Origin of the sequence: Methylomonas sp. LL1, assembly GCF_015711015.1 — a bacterium.
In the GTDB taxonomy this organism is placed as follows: domain Bacteria; phylum Pseudomonadota; class Gammaproteobacteria; order Methylococcales; family Methylomonadaceae; genus Methylomonas.
The window spans coordinates 1,342,739-1,360,282 of record NZ_CP064653.1 but is presented as its reverse complement, the minus strand read 5'-3'; the positions used below and the strand labels follow the sequence as shown (position 1 = coordinate 1,360,282).

Annotated in this window: 9 protein-coding genes; 4 read left to right on the top strand and 5 right to left on the bottom strand. The window is 55.7% G+C overall.

What is annotated here, in order from left to right; genetic code table 11:
- The first annotated feature begins 536 nt into the window (after nt 1–536).
- The 4 genes from IVG45_RS06590 to IVG45_RS06575 all read left to right on the top strand — a co-directional run bounded on the left by IVG45_RS06590 (nt 537) and on the right by IVG45_RS06575 (nt 10,814).
- Nucleotides 537–4,589, top strand: a complete 4,053-nt coding sequence (locus IVG45_RS06590; RefSeq protein ID WP_196437068.1) for a PAS domain S-box protein — start codon at nt 537–539, stop codon at nt 4,587–4,589.
- Nucleotides 4,586–6,811 carry a two-component system response regulator gene (locus tag IVG45_RS06585; protein ID WP_196437067.1) on the top strand — a complete coding sequence of 742 codons (2,226 nt, stop codon included), beginning with the start codon at nt 4,586–4,588 and terminating at the stop codon, nt 6,809–6,811. The genes IVG45_RS06590 and IVG45_RS06585 overlap by 4 nt, the downstream gene beginning before the upstream one ends.
- Nucleotides 6,812–6,885: 74 nt before the next feature.
- Nucleotides 6,886–10,131 carry a PAS domain S-box protein gene (locus IVG45_RS06580; protein WP_196437066.1) on the top strand — a complete coding sequence of 1,082 codons (3,246 nt, stop codon included), beginning with the start codon at nt 6,886–6,888 and terminating at the stop codon, nt 10,129–10,131.
- 50 nt (nt 10,132–10,181) lie between these two features.
- Nucleotides 10,182–10,814, top strand: a complete 633-nt coding sequence (locus tag IVG45_RS06575; RefSeq protein WP_196437065.1) for a response regulator — start codon at nt 10,182–10,184, stop codon at nt 10,812–10,814.
- A 181-nt stretch (nt 10,815–10,995) separates the two neighbouring features.
- Here the strand turns inward: IVG45_RS06575 and IVG45_RS06570 are convergent, their stop codons facing one another.
- Genes IVG45_RS06570 through IVG45_RS06550 form a run of 5 tightly spaced genes read right to left on the bottom strand, consistent with a single transcriptional unit; the run spans nt 10,996 to nt 17,525 of the window.
- A complete protein-coding gene (locus tag IVG45_RS06570) occupies nt 10,996–12,135 on the bottom strand; it encodes a glycosyltransferase family protein (RefSeq protein WP_196437064.1) in 1,140 nt (379 codons plus the stop codon).
- Between the two features lie 12 nt (nt 12,136–12,147).
- Nucleotides 12,148–13,707, bottom strand: a complete 1,560-nt coding sequence (locus tag IVG45_RS06565) for an alginate export family protein (protein ID WP_196437063.1) — start codon at nt 13,705–13,707, stop codon at nt 12,148–12,150.
- On the bottom strand, nt 13,683–14,522 hold the full coding sequence (locus IVG45_RS06560) for a polysaccharide deacetylase family protein (protein ID WP_196437062.1): 840 nt from the start codon (nt 14,520–14,522) through the stop codon (nt 13,683–13,685). The genes IVG45_RS06565 and IVG45_RS06560 overlap by 25 nt, the downstream gene beginning before the upstream one ends.
- Nucleotides 14,512–15,726 carry a glycosyltransferase family protein gene (locus tag IVG45_RS06555; RefSeq protein ID WP_196437061.1) on the bottom strand — a complete coding sequence of 405 codons (1,215 nt, stop codon included), beginning with the start codon at nt 15,724–15,726 and terminating at the stop codon, nt 14,512–14,514. Before IVG45_RS06555 ends, IVG45_RS06560 begins: the two co-directional genes overlap by 11 nt.
- On the bottom strand, nt 15,723–17,525 hold the full coding sequence (locus IVG45_RS06550) for an ABC transporter ATP-binding protein (protein ID WP_196437060.1): 1,803 nt from the start codon (nt 17,523–17,525) through the stop codon (nt 15,723–15,725). The genes IVG45_RS06555 and IVG45_RS06550 overlap by 4 nt, the downstream gene beginning before the upstream one ends.
- Nucleotides 17,526–17,544 lie beyond the last annotated feature (19 nt).

Genomic DNA, 17,544 nt, shown 5'->3' with positions numbered 1-17,544 from the left:
CAGGTAAATTTGATCCCCGTATCGTCGGAGAACCCGTCCGGCAAACTGTCTGAGCAACCTGTCAGCGGATCACTATTAAGCCTCAAGCTACGCAGGCCAAGTTCCTGGCTTTTTCAGTTTGGCGGAGTAGGGCGATTTTAATCGCCTGCTCTCGTGGTAAATTATTACTCCTTTACAAGCCGGAACCGACATTAAGCCGTTTTATTCATCCGGCTAGATTGGTATACAGCCGAGATTACGGCTGGCTGGATGACTCGCCGGGTTGTCGTATCCATGACCATTTTACATTTTCCCTTGAAGGCATGAACTTACTCGGTATTTTGCGTAACTCCTATTAGGCGATTTATGGCAATAAATGTACCCAATCCAAGTAATTTGCCGTTGACTGAGCGGAGTCGAAGTCAACCGTTCGCTTCGGCTACTTCGGCTTCGCTCGGCACAAGTCCGCTCAGCGAACGACACATATTTGACATTGGCAATGGGTACAAACTTTCTCAAAAATCACCTTACGGCGTGGAAACCCGGCCGCAAAGCGTATGGATGAACGATATTCAGGTGGGCGCGATGGTTATGGTGCGCTATTGATGACGGCTTTGCTTTATCCTCCAATGCTGGCAATGCTGTTGTTGTTATTGTTGAGCACTGGCGCGCATGCCGATAATGCATTGGAACAATGGCGCGGCCAGATCGTCGAGATCCGGCGCTTGGCGGAAAACGACTTCCTGGCTGCCCTGGTCGAAGCCGAACGTTTACAAAATACAGTTCCCCTGGACGCCACGCCGACTGACCGGGCAGGTTTGTTAAATGTATTGGCCCGAATCGAGATTTATCTCGGCCACACCGAACAGAGCGCCGAGCATGCCCGGCAGGCGTTCGATCTGGCCCGGCAACACAACGATCGGATCGGTCAGGCCGAAGCCGATCTCAACAGAGCATTGATTAGCGTCAATCAGGCCCGAATCGACAAAATGAACGAAGCGGTAGTTCACGCCATGACCGTACTCGAGGGTGCCGACCGTTCCGATCTGTTGGCCGAAGCCATGCTGCGCACGTCGATGATGTACCGGCGCATGGAGCAGCTCGACGATTCCGTCGCCATCGCGGTACAGGCATTGGACATCGCTGAGCGTAGCGGCGATGCCATGGCATTGACCTATGCCTATCAAGGCATGGCGGCGGCTTACGACCTCAATCATCGGCATGCGGATGCCCTGGCCTATTACCGTAATATGCACGGAAAAGCCATCGAGGCCCATTCCAAGCGCCTGGAGGCAGAGGCCTTGCTCGGCACGGGTAGCAGCCGTTTTGGCATGGGCGATTTCAGCGGCGGCGAAGCGGAGATACGCCGGGCCATCGACATGTTTCGCGCCCTGCGGGCACCGTTTTATGTTGCCCACGCGCTGATTGGCTTGGCCGAGGGCCTGCGGACGCAAGGCCGGCTTAGCGAAACAGTCGTGTTGTTGGATGAGGCGGAGAGTATTTATCAACAGGGCAATAACAAGATAGGCCTGTGGTGGGCGCTATATATTCGCGGCGGCGACTTCCTGAGCCTGGGAGCAACCGAACGGGCCGATGCCGATGCCCAACGGGGTTACCAACTTGCGCGGGAAATCGGATTTCCGCTGTATCTGGGTAAAAGCGCCAAGAGTTTGGCCGGCATCGCCGCCGCTCGCGGCGATCATAAACGGGCTTATCAATTGCTGACGGAAGCCGATGAAATGTCGGCCAAGGCCGCGGCCGAAAAGGCCAGTACCCGCATGGTCGATCTGGCCCAACATTATCAGGACGAAATCAAGCAGCGCCAGATCGGCGAACTCAACCGCCTCAACGAACGCCAAGAAGCGGAAATCAGCCATCGCAGCCTGCAGCAACGTTGGCTGTGGACGGTGCTGGGCGGTAGTCTGTCCATGCTGATGATTATCGCGGGCTTTCTAGCTCGACAGCGCCGCGTCAATCGCCTGCTTGGCGCCGCCAATATTCAGTTGCGGCGCTGGCGGGATGTTTTCGAACATGCCGAATGGGGCGTCGTCGTGGGCAGCGCGGACGGGAAAACGATTGAACTGATGAATCCGGCTTATGCCAGGATGCACGGTTACAGCGTGGAAGAGTTGTCGGAACGGTCGATCGTCGAGGCTTTCGCACCCGCAATCCGTGACGCGGATCCATGGAGAATAGGCCAAGCCGGCCAGAGCGATCATCACGTGTTCGAATCATTACATGTGCGCAAGGACGGTACGGTTTTTCCGGTAATCATGGACGTTACGGCGGTGCTGGGGATAGACGGACAAGTTCTACACCGTATTGCCAATGTGCAGGACATCACCGAACGCAAACGCGCCGAGGCTGCCTTGCAAGAAAGTGAGTTGCGATACAGGGAAATCTTCGAGAACGCCTCGGACGCTCTGTATTTGGTCGAAGTCACGCCGGAAGGACACTTCCGCAATCTGGCGTTCAATTTCGCTTTCGAACAATCCATGGGGATAGCGCGCGAACAATTGATCGGAATCGACATCGGAAGCGTGGTTGGCGAGGATGGCGAGACGGAAGAACCCGAGCGCGCTATCGTCGCCAAATACCGCCGTTGCCTTGAAGCCGGCAGCAATATCGAGGAGGAGACCACGGTCGATTTGCCGAGCGGGCGCCGCCATTTCCATTCGACCCTGGTTCCTCTGTATGACGAATCTCGGCAAATCCGCCGGATTTTGGGCATTGCCAGGGATATTACCGAACGCAAGCGCGCGGAACAACAAATCCAGGCGCTAAATGTCAGCCTGGAACAAAGGGTATTGGAACGCACGGAGGAGCTACGGCAACAGACCCGTTACCTGCGCACCATCATCGACACCCTGCCGCTGTTGATTTGGCTCAAGGATAGCGAGAGCCGTTTCGTATTGGTCAATCAGGCCACCGCCAAATCCTGCCGTCTCAGCGTCGAACAGATGGTCGGTAAGAACGATTACGATCTTTGGCCGAATGAGCGGGCCGAAGCCTACATTGCCGAGGATAGGGCGGTGATGGCCAGCCGACAACACAAGATTTACGAAGATCGTTTGGCGAACGCGGACGGTGACATCTGGATAGAAATCGACAAGGTGCCGGTGCTGGACGACAACGGAGCCGTTTTAGGTACTGTCGGGGTGGCGCGCAATATCAGCGAGCGCAAGGCCATGGAGGCGGCGCGCGAAGCCGCGCTGGCCGAGGCGGTGCGGCTGGTGCGCATGCGTAGCGAATTCATGGCGCGCATGAGTCACGAATTGCGCACCCCGTTGAACGGCATTCTGGGTTACGCTCAGGTGTTGCTCAGGGAAAACGGTCTGGAGGAACGCCAGTCCGCGATGCTGACCGTGATCCAGCAAAGCGGCGAACACTTGCTGAATCTGATCAACGACATTCTCGATTACGCCAAAATCGAGGCCGGTAAACAGACTTTGAAACTCGGCGATGTGCCGCTGGCGAGTTTTTTGCGCAATCTGTCCGGCATTGTCAGCGTCAGGGCCGAGCAGAAGCAGTTGGCCTTCCGCTGCGAGATTGCCGAGAATGTGCCGGTTATGATACGCGCCGACGAAACCCGCCTCAGGCAAGTGTTATTGAATCTACTGTCCAATGCGGTCAAATACAGTGAACTCGGCCAGGTTAGTCTACGGGTGACGGCGCCGCAAGAGGGCCGGGTACGCTTTGAAATTGAAGATAGCGGCATCGGCATAGCCGCCGACCAAATGAACAGTATTTTTCAGCCGTTCGAGCAGGCGGCGGACAGCCGCTACCATCAGGGCGGTACCGGCCTTGGACTGGCGATCAGCCGGGAACTGGTCAGGTTGATGGGCGGCGACATTCAATTCAGTAGCCGGGAGGGCGAGGGCAGCCGGTTCTGGTTCGATCTGGAGGTCACCGAAGTAGCGGTAGGGGGCGGCGGCGATCAAGCCGAGGTCATCGGCTATCGGGGGCCAAGGCGGCGAGTACTGGTGGCGGAGGCATTGCCCGAGCAACGGGTTTTGCTGGTTGAGATGCTTGGCCGCTTGGGATTCGAAACCATTGAGGCGGCCAGCGGGGCCGAGTGTTTGGACCAGGCGCGACAATCGCCGCCGGACCTGATTGTAGTGGATATGATGTTGACCGATGGGGGCGGTCCGCAAACCATCCAGGCTTTGCGGCGATTGCCGGCTCTGGCGCAAACGCCTATCATCGCCATTTCGGACGATTCATCCGGCAAGACTGTTGCCGATGCCATGGAAGCCGGAGCCGCTGTTTTTCTGACCAAACCCATCGATATGAACACATTTCCGCGCAAAATCTCGGGTCTGTTACATCTCGAATTAATCTACGCGGCGTCGTTAGTGGAACCGGAGCGGCCATCGGCTATCCTGCAACAGCTAGCGCTGCCTCCGCCGGAGGCCATGGAGGCTTTGCACCATTTTGCCCGCGAGGGCAGCATGCGCGATATTATCCAACAGGCCGAACAACTGATTGAAATCGACCCGCGCTACCGGCCTTTTGCCGAGCAACTGCGCGGTCTGGCCCAAGGCTACCAGTCCAAGGCGATTCTGGAGCTGGTGGAACAAACCCTAGAATTGAACCGGACCAGCCGATGATGATTGCCGATACGACGAGCGTGGCGATTCCCACCATACTGATTGTCGATGACATTCCCGCTAACCTGGGCGTGGCGGTCGAAAATCTCGAAGCCCACGGCTACCGGGTGGTGATAGCGCAGGAAGGATCGGAAGGTCTGCGGCGCGCCACCTTCGTGCAACCCGACGTGATTTTGCTGGACGTGATGCTTCCCGGCGACAATGGTTTCGAGATTTGCCGGCGCTTGAAAGCCGATGCCGCGACGCGGGATATTCCAGTCATTTTTATGACAGCCCTGTCGGAGGAAGACGATAAATTGGCCGGCTTCGCCGCCGGCGGGGTCGATTATATTACCAAGCCGCTAAGGATTGGCGAAGTGATCGCCAGAGTCGATACCCATCTGAAGTTGCGCCGGATGCAAAAACAGCTGCAGCTACAAAACCAACAATTGCAACAGCACCAGCAATTACTGGAACAAGAAGTGGCGGCGCGAACCGCCGAATTGATTGTCAGCAATTGCAAGCTGGAAGCGGAAATCGAAGTTCGGCAAACCGCCGAGGAAGCCTTGCTGGAAAGTGAACGGCAATTCCGTTCGCTGGTCGAAAATACCCCGGATACCGTCGCCCGTTACGATCTGAAATGCCGGCGGATTTATGCCAATCCAAAAATGCTCGAACAGCTGGGCGGCGATGCCGAGCAAGTGATTAACCGGACGCCGGCCGAGTTTCCGGGCGGGCAATCGGCACTTGAATATCAGGCCCGGATCGAGCAGGTTCTCGCCAGCGCCTTGCCGGCCAACTTCGAATTATCCTGGGAAACCGCCGGCGGTAGGCAGATTGTCAGCTTTATCAGTCTGATTCCCGAACTCGCCGGCGACGGTAGCGTGGGTAGCGTACTGGCGGTTGGACGCGACATCACCGAGATCGATCAGTACCGGCGCAGTATCCATCGGCTGGCCTTTTACGACGCGCTGACCAACTTGCCCAACCGCGCGCTGCTGGTCGAGCGGATGCGGCATACCGTGGCCGACGCCGCTCAATACGGTTACCGGTTCGGACTGATGCTGCTGGATCTGGATCGGTTCAAGGAGATCAACGACACCCTGGGCCACGGCATGGGCGATCTGCTGCTATGCGCGGCGGCCGACCGGTTGTTGCAATGTGTGCGTAGCCACGACATGGTGGCGCGCTTAGGCGGCGACGAGTTCGCGATTTTATTGCCGCGGGTGTGGGAAGCCGATGCCATAGCCGCCATGGCCGGCAAGATGGTTATGGCCTTCGATCAGCCGTTCCAGATTTCCGGGCGTGAAATGTTTATCTCCGCCAGTCTCGGCATCGCCATTTATCCCAGCGACAGTGCCGACATCGACGCTTTGTTCCGCTACGCCGATTCGGCCATGTACCATGCCAAAAGGCAGGGCCGCAACAATTTCCAGTTTTATGCCCGGGAACTGACTGCCCGCTCAGGCGAGCGCATGCAACTGGAAACCGCATTGCGCCACGCTCGCGCCAACGGCGAGCTGGCATTGTATTATCAACCGCAGATCGAATTGGCTAGCGGCCGCATGACCGGCGCCGAGGCCTTGATACGTTGGCACCGGGGCGACGGCGGCATGGTCGGCCCGGAGAAATTTATCCCGGTGGCCGAAGATAGCGGCCTGATCATTGCCATCGGCGAATGGGTACTGAAGACCGCCTGCGAGGCGGCTGTGCTGTGGAATGCCGGTCGCGCATCGCCGGTCAAAATCGCCGTCAATTTGTCTACCCGCCAGTTTCTGCGCAACGATTTGCTGGCCACGGTCCGTCAAACCCTGCTGGAAACCGGCTGCCAGCCGCAATGGCTGAAACTGGAAATCACCGAAAGTCTGCTGCTCGAAGATAGCAGCGATATTCTCGACGTGCTGCGGGCTTTCGATGGCATGGGGCTGGCTTTGTCCATCGACGATTTCGGTACCGGTTATTCGTCGTTAAGTTATTTGCATCGTTTTCCGGTCAGCCAGCTTAAGATTGACCGATCGTTCGTGCGGGACATTCCCGAAGCTCGGGATAAGGCCGAGCTGGTGAAAGCCATTATTTCGATTGCCCAGGCCCTCAATCTGGAACTGGTGGCGGAGGGTGTGGAAACCCAGCAACAGGCGGATTATCTGAAACGGCACGGCTGCCTTGTCGCCCAAGGCTATCTGTTCGCTAAACCGATGCCGCAGGCCGAATTCGAGGCCTGGCTGGCAGAGAATGGCTTTTGAGGGCAAAAGTCACTATAGCGTTGACTGAGCGTAGTCGAAGTCAGCGGCAATTTTCATCGATTGGGTAAATTCATTTGCATAGATTACATAACAGTTCCGACCAACCTACCTTGCTGATCGTAGACGATACTCCGGTCAACCTGGCGTTGGTGGTGGACAGTCTGGACGCCGGCGGCTACCGGGTGGTAGTGGCCCAGGATGGCGAAGAAGGCTTGCAACGCGCGGCCTTCGTCAAGCCCGATCTGATTTTACTGGACGTGATGATGCCGGATATGGATGGTTTCGAGGTCTGCCGTAGACTGAAAAGCCAGGCCGAAACCGCTAATATACCGGTCATATTCATGACCTCGCTGAACGATATCGAACACAAAGTGGCCGGTTTTAAGGTCGGTGGCGTCGATTACGTGACCAAGCCGATCCAGATCGATGAACTGCTTGCCAGGGTCTCGACCCATTTGCGCATGAAGGCCATGCAACGGCAATTGCGGGAGCAAAACCGTCAGTTACGCCATTATCAGGTGAAACTGGAACAGCAAGTGGAGCAGCGCACCGCCCAGCTCATTGCCAGTAACGCCCAGTTGCGCGGTGAAATAGAACAGCGTAAGCAGACCCAGGAGCGTCTGGCGTTGATGGATTTTGCCTTGAATCATGTTGGCGAGGCCGCCTATTTGGTCGATGATAACGCCCGCTTTCATTACGTCAATGACGAAGCCTGCCGGGTGTTGGGCTACGATAGGGAAACCCTGCTCGGCATGGGGGTGGCCGATATCGACCCGGACTGGCCCCAGCCGCTGTGGTCTGGTTTTTGGCAAACCCTGAAACAGCGCGGATCGGTGACGCTGGAAACCCGGCATCGGGCTCGAGACGGCCGGCTGTTTCCGGTCGAAGTCAACGCCAGCTACTTCGAATATCTCGGCACCGAGTACAACCTGGGCCTGGTGCGCGACATTAGCGAGCGCAAGTTACAGGCAGCCCTGGAGGAAACCCGGCGGCGAATTTTCGAGGGCTTGGCCCAAGGCGGCGAACTGCTGGATATATTAAATCTGGTGATCCAATATATCGAGCTAGCTAACCCGGATTGTCTAGGCAGCATCATGATATTGGATGCCGACGGCAAACACTTGCGGGCACTCGCTTCTCCCCATCTACCTGACGATTTTACCTCGGCCGTCAACGGCATCGAGGTCGGCGACGGTGCAGGTTCCTGCGGTACCGCGGTCTGGCGCGGGGAAACCGTGATTGTCGACGATATCGGTAGCCATCCTTATTGGGGGGCTTACAAGCAGGTGGCCTTACAGGCCGGATTGTTGGCCTGTTGGTCCGAGCCGATCTTCGATTCCGCCGGCAAAGTGTTAGGTACCCTGGGTATTTACCGGCGTCAGGCGCGGGGGCCGAGTCCCGCCGATTTAGAACTGCTGCGCCGCGCCAGCCATTTTGCCGCGATTGCGATAGAACGCCGGCAAATCGAAACCCGCTTGTTAAACAGTGAACGCGAATTTCGTACCCTGGCCGAAAATGCACCGGACAATATAGGACGTTACGACAGGGATACTCGGGTGACCTATATCAATCGGATACTGGAGCGCACCCTGGGTTTGAACAACGAACAGGTGGTAGGCAAGCGCTCGATTGAAATCTTTCCCGAAAATCAGGCCATGTTGTGTTACCAGAACGTGCTGGAAAAGGTGATTGCCACTGGCGAACCGGCCGAATTCGAGTTGATTAGCGGGCCGCTGGGCGGGGGGCGAGCTTTGTACGATTTTATTCGGATCGCGCCGGAGTTGGACGACCATGGGCACGTGGTGGGGGCGATTGCCATCGGCCGCGATTACACGGAGCAAAAATGGCTGGAACAGGAGTTAATCCGGCGCGAACGCGAGTTTCGCAGTCTGGCGGAAAATTCGCCCGATATTATCATTCGTTATGACCGGGCCTGTCGGCGGATTTACTCCAATCGGAGCTATTTCGAGATCGCGCCCGATGAATCCAGTCCAACCCAGGCTAATAAGACGTTGGAATCCCGGTGGCCGGCCTCGCCGACGGCCGAGGAATATACCGAGCGGCTGCAACGGGTGATGACCAGTGGCGAGGCTGACGAATTACTGCTTGAAGTTTCCGGTCAGAATGGCTCGCCGACTTATTACACCGTTTCGATGGTGCCGGAGTTCGACGAGAGCAATCGAATCGTCAGTGTGTTGACCATAGGCCATGACATAACCGGCATTAAACGGATGGAAGCCATGCTGCGCAAGAGCGAGTTGGAGTTTCGGACCTTGGCGGAAAACTCGCCGGAAATGATCGTACGTTATGACCGCGATTGCCGTCGCGTGTACCTTAATCCGGCCTACGAACGGGAAACCGGCATTTTGTTGGAAACTGCCTGGAACAAAAGTCCGACCGAAGTTTGGAAGCCGATGATGCGGGCCGAACAATACATGGGGCGCTTAAAACAGGTGATGGAAACCGGAGCGCCGGATCGTATCTTGTTGGAATGGTATGGTGCCGACGGCAATTTGGCGAGTCATGACATGCATGCGGTAGCGGAATATGACGAAGACGGCCAGGTTATTGGGGTGTTGGTGATAGGCCATAATATTACCGATCTTAAGGTGACCGAGCGGCGCTTGGAAGAATCGCGCGCTCAGTTGCGCGTGCTTACCGCCAAGCGCGAAGAGGCGCGCGAGGAAGAGCGCAAACGCATCGCCCGCGAAATTCACGACGAGTTGGGGCAATTGCTGAATGTATTGCGCTTGAATGTGACGACGCTGGATTTTCGCTTCGGCGACGCCAATCCGGCTTTACGCGATAAAACCCAAAAAATGGTCGGTATCGTCGATCGGGCGATACAGATGGTGCGCAGTCTGGCCAGCCGGCTCAGGCCGGCGGTACTGAGCGCGGGTATCGTGTCGGCATTGGAATGGTTGGTGCAAGAATATGCCGAAAGCACGGGCATAGCGTGCGAATTACATGTGCCCGGCGAGGATGTGCCGCTGGACGAGGATAGGGCGATGGTGGTATTTCGTATCGTGCAGGAATCGTTGACCAATGTGCTGCGGCATTCCGAGGCCAGCCGCGTCGATATTTTCATTCATAGCGACGCTGGTGTCTGCGAGGTGGAAGTGCATGATAACGGCAAGGGCTTCGATCCGGATACGGCCGGCAGGCCGAATTCCTATGGCATAGTCGGCATGCGCGAACGCGCGCTGATATTGAAGGGATCCTTGGAGATTGCGACGGCGGTGACGGGTGGTACGGTATTAAAATTGCGTATTCCGATCAATCAGACGGCCAAGCCCTGCGTCGTGCAAGGGCAGGGATAATGGCTTTGCGCGATTGGGTAAACTACATCAACAAAACTAGGAGCAACAACGTGATACACCTCATGATCGTCGATGACCACGCACTGATGCGCGAAGGGCTCAAGCAGCTTTTCGAGGGGGAGGACGACATCATTGTCGGCGCGGAAGCCGCAAGCGGCGAGGAAGTGCTGGCCATATTACAAAAAGAGAACATCGATTTGGTTCTGCTCGATCTATCGATTCCCGGTATTCATGGGGTCGAGCTGATAGCGAAAATAAGGGAAATGCCGGACAGCCCGCCGATTCTGGTGTTGAGCATGCACAACGAACCGCAGATCGCCAAACGCAAGCTGAAGAGCGGCGCTTCGGGTTATATCACCAAGGACAGTTCGCCCAAGGATTTATTGGAAGCCATACGCAAGGTAGCCGCCGGTGGACGTTATATCGCCGGCGACATTGCCGAGAGAATTGCCTTCGAAGCCAGCAGCGCGGCGCCGTTGGTGCCGCATGAGTTGTTGTCCGGACGCGAGCTGATGATTTTGCGGATGTTGGCCAAAGGCAAAAAAGTCCATGAAATTGCCCAGGAGCTGGATATCAGCAGCAAGACCGTCAGCACCCACAAGGCGCGTTTGATGCAAAAAATGCATATCGACAGCGATGTCAAGCTGGTGCAATACGCCATAGCCCATGGCATGACCGTATAACTTGTAGCTGGATACTGTTTAGAAACAGGCTGGCTACTATTCACTGTAAAGTACGGTCTTTTCATTCACGGGAAGATGGCCCATTTTATTGTTGCAGTTGCATCCTGATTGGCAAGCCGCAGACACCAAACGCCGATTTGTTGGATGCAAATACGGCCTTGGTAGCTTGATATACCCATCATTAAACCGTTACAAGCTCGTCGATAATCAGAGCAATCCTATTGCTCATTTCTACTGCGCCATTCATGGCGATAATTTCATCAGGGTAGGGTTGGTTTATAGCCACTCTGATTTTGGTGCATAAAAGTGCTGGAGTCAGATCCGTTTGACTTAAGACGCTTATAAATCCTTTACCCGATAACTTCTGAATCCGCAGGCCTTGCTCACTGTTGCCGCCATACGGAAACGCTAGCGCAGGCGTGCGGGTGCAGATCACGTCCATCAAAGTGTTGTCACCGCCTAGACTGATGGACAACGCAGCGGTCAGTAACTCTTCTTGAAAATTGCTCAAAAAGGAAACCACCTTGACGTTTTCGCTGCGTATCAACGCTTGCAACTCAGTTATTTCAGTTGTCGATGCTCTGGAACTTGTCACCACTAAAAACTGGTATTCGGCTAATAACGGAGCGGTTTGAATAGCTGAGCGTAACAAATTCATACCGATTTCGCCGCCACCTTGGCTGACCACAATTTTGTTTTGGCGAATCGGCCACTGTCCTGGCAATGGAGGGCTGACATAACCCACATACACCAGACGATCGGAAATATCGGCTGTCAATGCAAACGTTTCCTCAAAGTGAACAATATTTGGGTCGCCGCGCACGAATACGGTATGGATGTGTTCCCGCACCAGTTTCACCATGCGCTGTTCGGCGTCCAGCGGCGCCGGCACCAAAATTTCCCGGACAAAACAAAAAATCGGTACCGCCGCGCAACGCTGTCTAACGGTGGCAAACAGCCCAAGAATCTCTTTTTTCAGGCGCCGCCGACCGAACGGGAAAAACTCGACAATCACCGCGTCGTAGGGCCAATCTAAAAAGCGCTCGATAGCGGCGGCGCGCTCGGCCCAGACGTTTTCGATAGGATCATCGCTATCCGGCGCATAAAGCTCATCGGTTGCACTGTCGATTAAGATAGTTGGCAAACGCAGATGCCTAAATCCGGGCAGTTCCGGCATTTGTTGCAAGCCTTGTCCACCGTGAATCAAATCGACATCGGCGTAAGTCGACAACTCGCGAATCACCAACAGACTGCTGGTCAAATGCCCCAAACCGACCAGGCTTTGGCAATAAAACAGGATTTTCCGGCGTTTCGAATGCATGCTAACCAACCCTTAAAAGCTGTATTTAAAGGTCAGATCCAACTGGAAGGAGTTATTGCCTTCCAATTGTCCGAAAGCCGGGCCGGCCATGAATAGCGAGCCGGCAAATTGCACCTGCAAATGTTTCCATTCGTCCAGGGACAATACCAAGTCGAACTCGTCGCCCAGCGTGCCGCTTCTGCCGTTGGGCGTGGCGCGAATCCGCGAATCGCGAATCACCGACGACGGCGTGGCCTGTTCGTAGTGGTGGTAGAGCAAGTCGATGGAACTTTGCTCGGAGATCGGAAAGCCCAAGGCGGCGGTCATGATGTTTAAATTCGACAATTCCGGCCGAAACAATTCGCCGTAGTAACGAAAGCGCTGGCTGCCGGATAATTTGATTTTGTTGTTATGGATCCCCGATTGCCGATAACTGCTGTCGGTGCCGTCGTCGGGATTGGCGTCGCCGGAACCGTAGGCATAACCCAAGGTCAGGTAAGGTTCCAGGAACAGATTGCTGTACCAAGTGATGCCGGCGTCCATGCCCCAGGCTGCGACGTGCCGTGGGGTTTGCGCGCCAACTCGGGAGACATTGCTGTTTATGTCGGTGAAGGTTTGGGTGGTCTCTTCACCGAATACAAACGCCGAATCCAGCCAATAGCCGATCTTGCCGACATGTTCGATTTTGAACTTGCCCATCGTCCGTCCGCCGAACCAATTCAGGTCGCCGTCGCTGGCGTCTTTACGATTGGCTTGGATCAAGTCGCCGGGGTTTTGGTTATCCGAATTGTCGAACTGGCTCAGAAAGAACAAGGACAAATTTTGCTTCGGAGCCCATTGCCAAACCACGTCGCCCATCAGCCGCACCACCCGGTCGCTGACCGGATCGATGAAATCCTGATCCGATTGTTTGGAACCCAATTCGTTGGCAATCGCCAACTCGGCAAACAGCGTGTCTTCGCCAAAATACACCCTTGCCGCGTCCAGTTCGTCGTTCCACCACCATTGACGTTTGTCGGCAATGCGTTGCCGGCCCAATTGCAGACTAAAACCCGAATCCAGTATCTGATGAATGAACAGCCAGGCCTGGGTCAGTTTAATTCCGGCTTCGTATTGATCCAGACCGCTTTCGGTGTAGACCTCCGGATCGTAGTAAACATCGGACTGCACAAAAAACGACAAGGATTTTGACCACTGGTAAAACAACTCCAGTTTCAGATCTTGATAGACATTAGCCACGTCGTCGTCGCGGCGCGGGTCTAGCCGTCTGTCTTCCACGTAACGCGGTTCCAACTCATAGGCACCGCCGATGGTCAACGGGTGGCCGAATACATCGACCTTAAACTGGTCGGCCGGCCGTTTGTCGCCTGGGTTGATACGCAAAGGTTCTTTTCTGACTCCGTCGCCGTTGTCCTGGCGAAAGGCATTGTCATTGGGTTTGTTCGCGGCCACCTGCCCGTTAGTGGTCTCTGCAAGTACCGATAAACTCAGCAAGGTACCGCCGGCCAGTAATACCGTTTTTCCGGTTTTTAGTATGAAGGAATTAAAGCTCATGAACGAAGGGCAAATCAGTGGTGTGGTAAATTGAGGCATGGCCGCATAGCTGTCGGAACAGCCTGGGACTCAAGCTGAAACGAACACCCCGGTGCATCAGCAGCCTGTCTGACGTCTAAAAATTCGCGCATCAAGCGGCAATGTGCATTGGGATGTTCGCGGAATAGTTGCAATAAGGCTTGCAGATGCTCAAGGTCGTCTGCGTCCATCACTGCGTGGTGCAGCATAATGCCCAGTGGTTCCGGATGCTCCGGATGCAACACATCCGCTATGGCTTGGCCAAGCGCAAGCCAGGGTTGAGCGGATTTGACTCTGATCCCGCACCAGTCGATAGCCACCGGAATTTCCCGCAATGTTCCGGTATGGAGCGGGGCCGCTCCCCGGTTGCGCGACAGCGCTTGAAAACCCAGTTTAACCAAGCTGTCGGCCGTGGCCTGGCTACAACGGTTCCAGGGCGGCGTGAAAATCCGGCCCAGCGCCGGCCCTAGCAATTGCTCCAGATGTAGCTTGCCAATTTGCAAGTCGCGGTATTGCCGCTCTTCGCTACGGCTCTCACCGAATTCGCATTTGCGGCCTTGAGCTTCATGGTTATCATGGCTATAGCCGTGTTGGTGCAAACCCAGCATCGTCGGTTTTGTTTGCCAGCGCGCCAGCAGCGCTTTGACAAGCTTTTCGGTGGTAGCCTGAGGAATCACGGCCAGATCGATCGGCACCTCGCAGGCTTGAAAGCAATCCAGTAGCTCGAACAGACGGCCATCATCCCAGCCGGCGTCGTCGTCGCGAAAAAATATGTCGATCGGCCGCTCTTTGGCATCTAATGCCGCACGGACCGGAGTCAGCCAATCAGCAGGCATGGGCATACTCCGTTGATAGCGATTCTGCGTTCGCGTCCCGTCTGCTGCTTGTCAGTAATTCCTGAATCAGACGCACGGTATGGTCCGCGCCGGCCAAATCCAGGCCGGCCGGATTGGGCGAAAAATCCCTTAATTGCAAAATCTGCTCGGCCAAACGCTGGCCCGTCAGTTCCGCCGAATTCAATACTTTCACCAAACCCAATTGCGCTAATTTTTGCGCCCGCTGGCTTTGCTCGTCTTCTTGGCCACGCACGAACGGCACGACCAGGGCCGGGGTACGAGATTCAAGGATATCCATCACCGTGTTGTAGCCGCATTGGCTGACCGACAGGTTGTGCGCCGCCAACAGAGGCTGTATCGCCGGCACCGAACGCAGCAGCGTGAGACCTTCCATATCTTTGGCTTGCGCAACTAAATCCTGCCAATCTGTTTCCGGTAAAAACGGCCCGGCGACGATGGTCATCGGTATATTTTCAACGGCCCAATTGATGGCATGGGCCTGAACTGCCGCTTGAAACAACAGCGCGCCGACCATGCCGCCGCCAGCCGATACCAACACACCGCGCCAGGGCGGTTTTATCGCTGCCGTTGTGCGACGCGGACCGACAAAACCCGTGTAAAGCAAGGGCGTTTTCAACGGATGACGCGGCTGAAAACTATCTTCCAATCTGGCAAACCTGGGATCGGCGTGTACCAACAATCCGTCGAAATAGCGATCCGTTATCCAACGGGCGCGTTCGTCATGCCGGCTTTGATCCTTGCGGGCGTTGACCATAATGTCGCGCAGGCTGCATAGCACCAACGGCCGGCCTTGTGTATCGCGGCGCGCGGTTTTTAATAACGGCAGCAACTCGCCAGCCAATTTCTTGCGGCCGAACGGAAACAGTTCGATCAACACCACTTCCGGCCTGAACAACGCATAGCTATCGAGTATCAGTTGCCGGCGCATCGCCAATGCTTCCTTGACGCTGTAACGCTCATCCTGGCTATACAGCTGATGATCTTCGCCCATACCCAGCGGCGGCAGATTCAGCATATCCAGATCGGTAATGGCAGACTGATGATCGGGGGCGCGGCCGCCGTTTAGAAAAATCACCCGAAATTCCCGGCTCAAGGCATTGGCCAAGGTCATCGCTCTGACCCAGTGCCCCATGCCCAGCGAGTGCTGGCAATATAAGAGGATTCTTGGTTTGTATGGGTTCATGCGGCACGCAACCCGTGTTGGAGTTTATACAGTTCGTGATAATGGCCGCCCATCCGCATCAAGGCCTCGTGACTGCCTTGCTCGACAATCACGCCTTGCTTCAATACTAAAATCCGGTCGAAATTGCGGATAGTGTGAAATTGATGGGCGATCACCAACACGGTTTTGCCGCCGTGCAGATTGTCGATGGCGTCGCGGATCAGGGCCTGGGACTGGGCATCCACCGCCGAGGTCGGTTCGTCCAGAATCAGAATCGAGGATTTGCGCAACAAGGCCCGCGCCAGACACAGGCGTTGTTTTTGACCGCCGGACAGATTGCCGCCACTTTCGCCCAAGACCGTGTCGTAGCCGTCCGGCAAATTGCGGATAAATTCGTCGGCATGCACCAACAGAGCGGCAGCTTGAATATCCTCAATCGTGGCGTCCGGGCTACCATAGCCAATGTTTTCACGAATGCTGGTGCCGAACAGAATCGAATCCTGCAACACCACACCGATTTCCCGGCGCAAGCCGGCGCGTTGATAACGGCCAACCTCGATACCGTCGATGCGTACCTCGCCCTGTTGCGGATCGTAAAGGCGGATCAGCAAGCGGGCGATGCTCGATTTACCGGCCCCGGAAGCACCGACCAAAGCCACCCGTTCACCCGGTTGAATGTGAAAGGAAATATCGCGCAGGATAGGTTTGCCGGTCGGATAACCGAAGGACACGTGGCTGAATTTGATTTCGCCGCGCAAGCCTTTCGGCAGCACCGCATCGGGCGGATCTTGAATATCCGGCTCGGTATCGAGAATTTCGCTGATGCGTTCGATACTGACGCTGGCCTTGGAAAAACGGGTGGACAAGCGGGTGATTTGCCGAATCGGTTGATACATCTGGGCTATATACGAACTAAATACCAGCACGTCGCCCGGCGTCAGTACCCCGGCAAACACTTGCAGGCAGCCGAACAGCACCACGATGCCGGTGCCGATCGCGCTGATGATTTCGATCATCCGCGTCGCCCCGGCCTCGATGCGGGCGGTACGCACGCTTTCGGTCATCGATTGGCTGCTTTCGGCATCGAAGCGCTCGCGTTCGTAATCTTCCATGCCGTAGGTTTGCACCAGCGGCACAGCGTTCAATAACTCACTGACTCGCGATGCCAAACGCCCTTCGTTATGGCGTTGTTTGCGCGCCGAGCGTTTGACCCGGCTGTAAATCATCACGATGGCCAGACACAGCAGCGGAAAGCTGGCCAGCACGATCAAACTCAGTTTCACGCTCAGGCTGAACATGATTGCGAACATACCCAGTACGGTTAGCACGTGGGTGGTAAAGGTCAAGGCCGAGTCGGCGTAAACGTCCTTCAAGGTGTTGGTATCGCTGGTGAGTTTGTTCAATAACTCGCCGGACGGCGTGCTGCTGTGAAACGCCAGCGACAGGCGTTGCAGATGGTCGAACAGCTCGCTGCGCAAGGTATAAACCAGCAAATAACCGATGCGCGAAGTCAGGAACAGTTGGTAATAAGAAAAAATACCTTTGAACAAGGCAATCACCACCATGCTGCCGCAGAGTATCCACAAGGCTTGTTCGCTACCGCCATACAGCAGCGGTTGCGCCGCTGCCAGCTGAGCCGGCAACGGATGATTCAATAGCACATGATCGAAGATCAGCTTCAGCGGCCAAGGCACGATCAGGCTGGTCAGCGTGGAACCGAGAATACAGACGACGGCCGCAAAAATACTGCCGCGCACCCGACGCAGATGCGCGAACACGATCTGCTTGAAGCGGTTTGTTGGTTGAGTTTGGTTGGTCATAAACGGTTTTCCTGATGAA

What these genes read in the sequence shown, in the direction of transcription:
- IVG45_RS06590 (WP_196437068.1), top strand. Translation starts at nt 537, where the DNA reads ATGGATGAACGATATTCAGGTGGGCGCGATGGTTATGGTGCGCTATTG.
- IVG45_RS06585 (WP_196437067.1), top strand. Translation starts at nt 4,586, where the DNA reads ATGATGATTGCCGATACGACGAGCGTGGCGATTCCCACCATACTGATT.
- IVG45_RS06570 (WP_196437064.1), bottom strand. Translation starts at nt 12,135, where the DNA reads ATGCATTCGAAACGCCGGAAAATCCTGTTTTATTGCCAAAGCCTGGTC.
- IVG45_RS06565 (WP_196437063.1), bottom strand. Translation starts at nt 13,707, where the DNA reads ATGCCTCAATTTACCACACCACTGATTTGCCCTTCGTTCATGAGCTTT.
- IVG45_RS06560 (WP_196437062.1), bottom strand. Translation starts at nt 14,522, where the DNA reads ATGCCTGCTGATTGGCTGACTCCGGTCCGTGCGGCATTAGATGCCAAA.
- IVG45_RS06555 (WP_196437061.1), bottom strand. Translation starts at nt 15,726, where the DNA reads ATGAACCCATACAAACCAAGAATCCTCTTATATTGCCAGCACTCGCTG.
- IVG45_RS06550 (WP_196437060.1), bottom strand. Translation starts at nt 17,525, where the DNA reads ATGACCAACCAAACTCAACCAACAAACCGCTTCAAGCAGATCGTGTTC.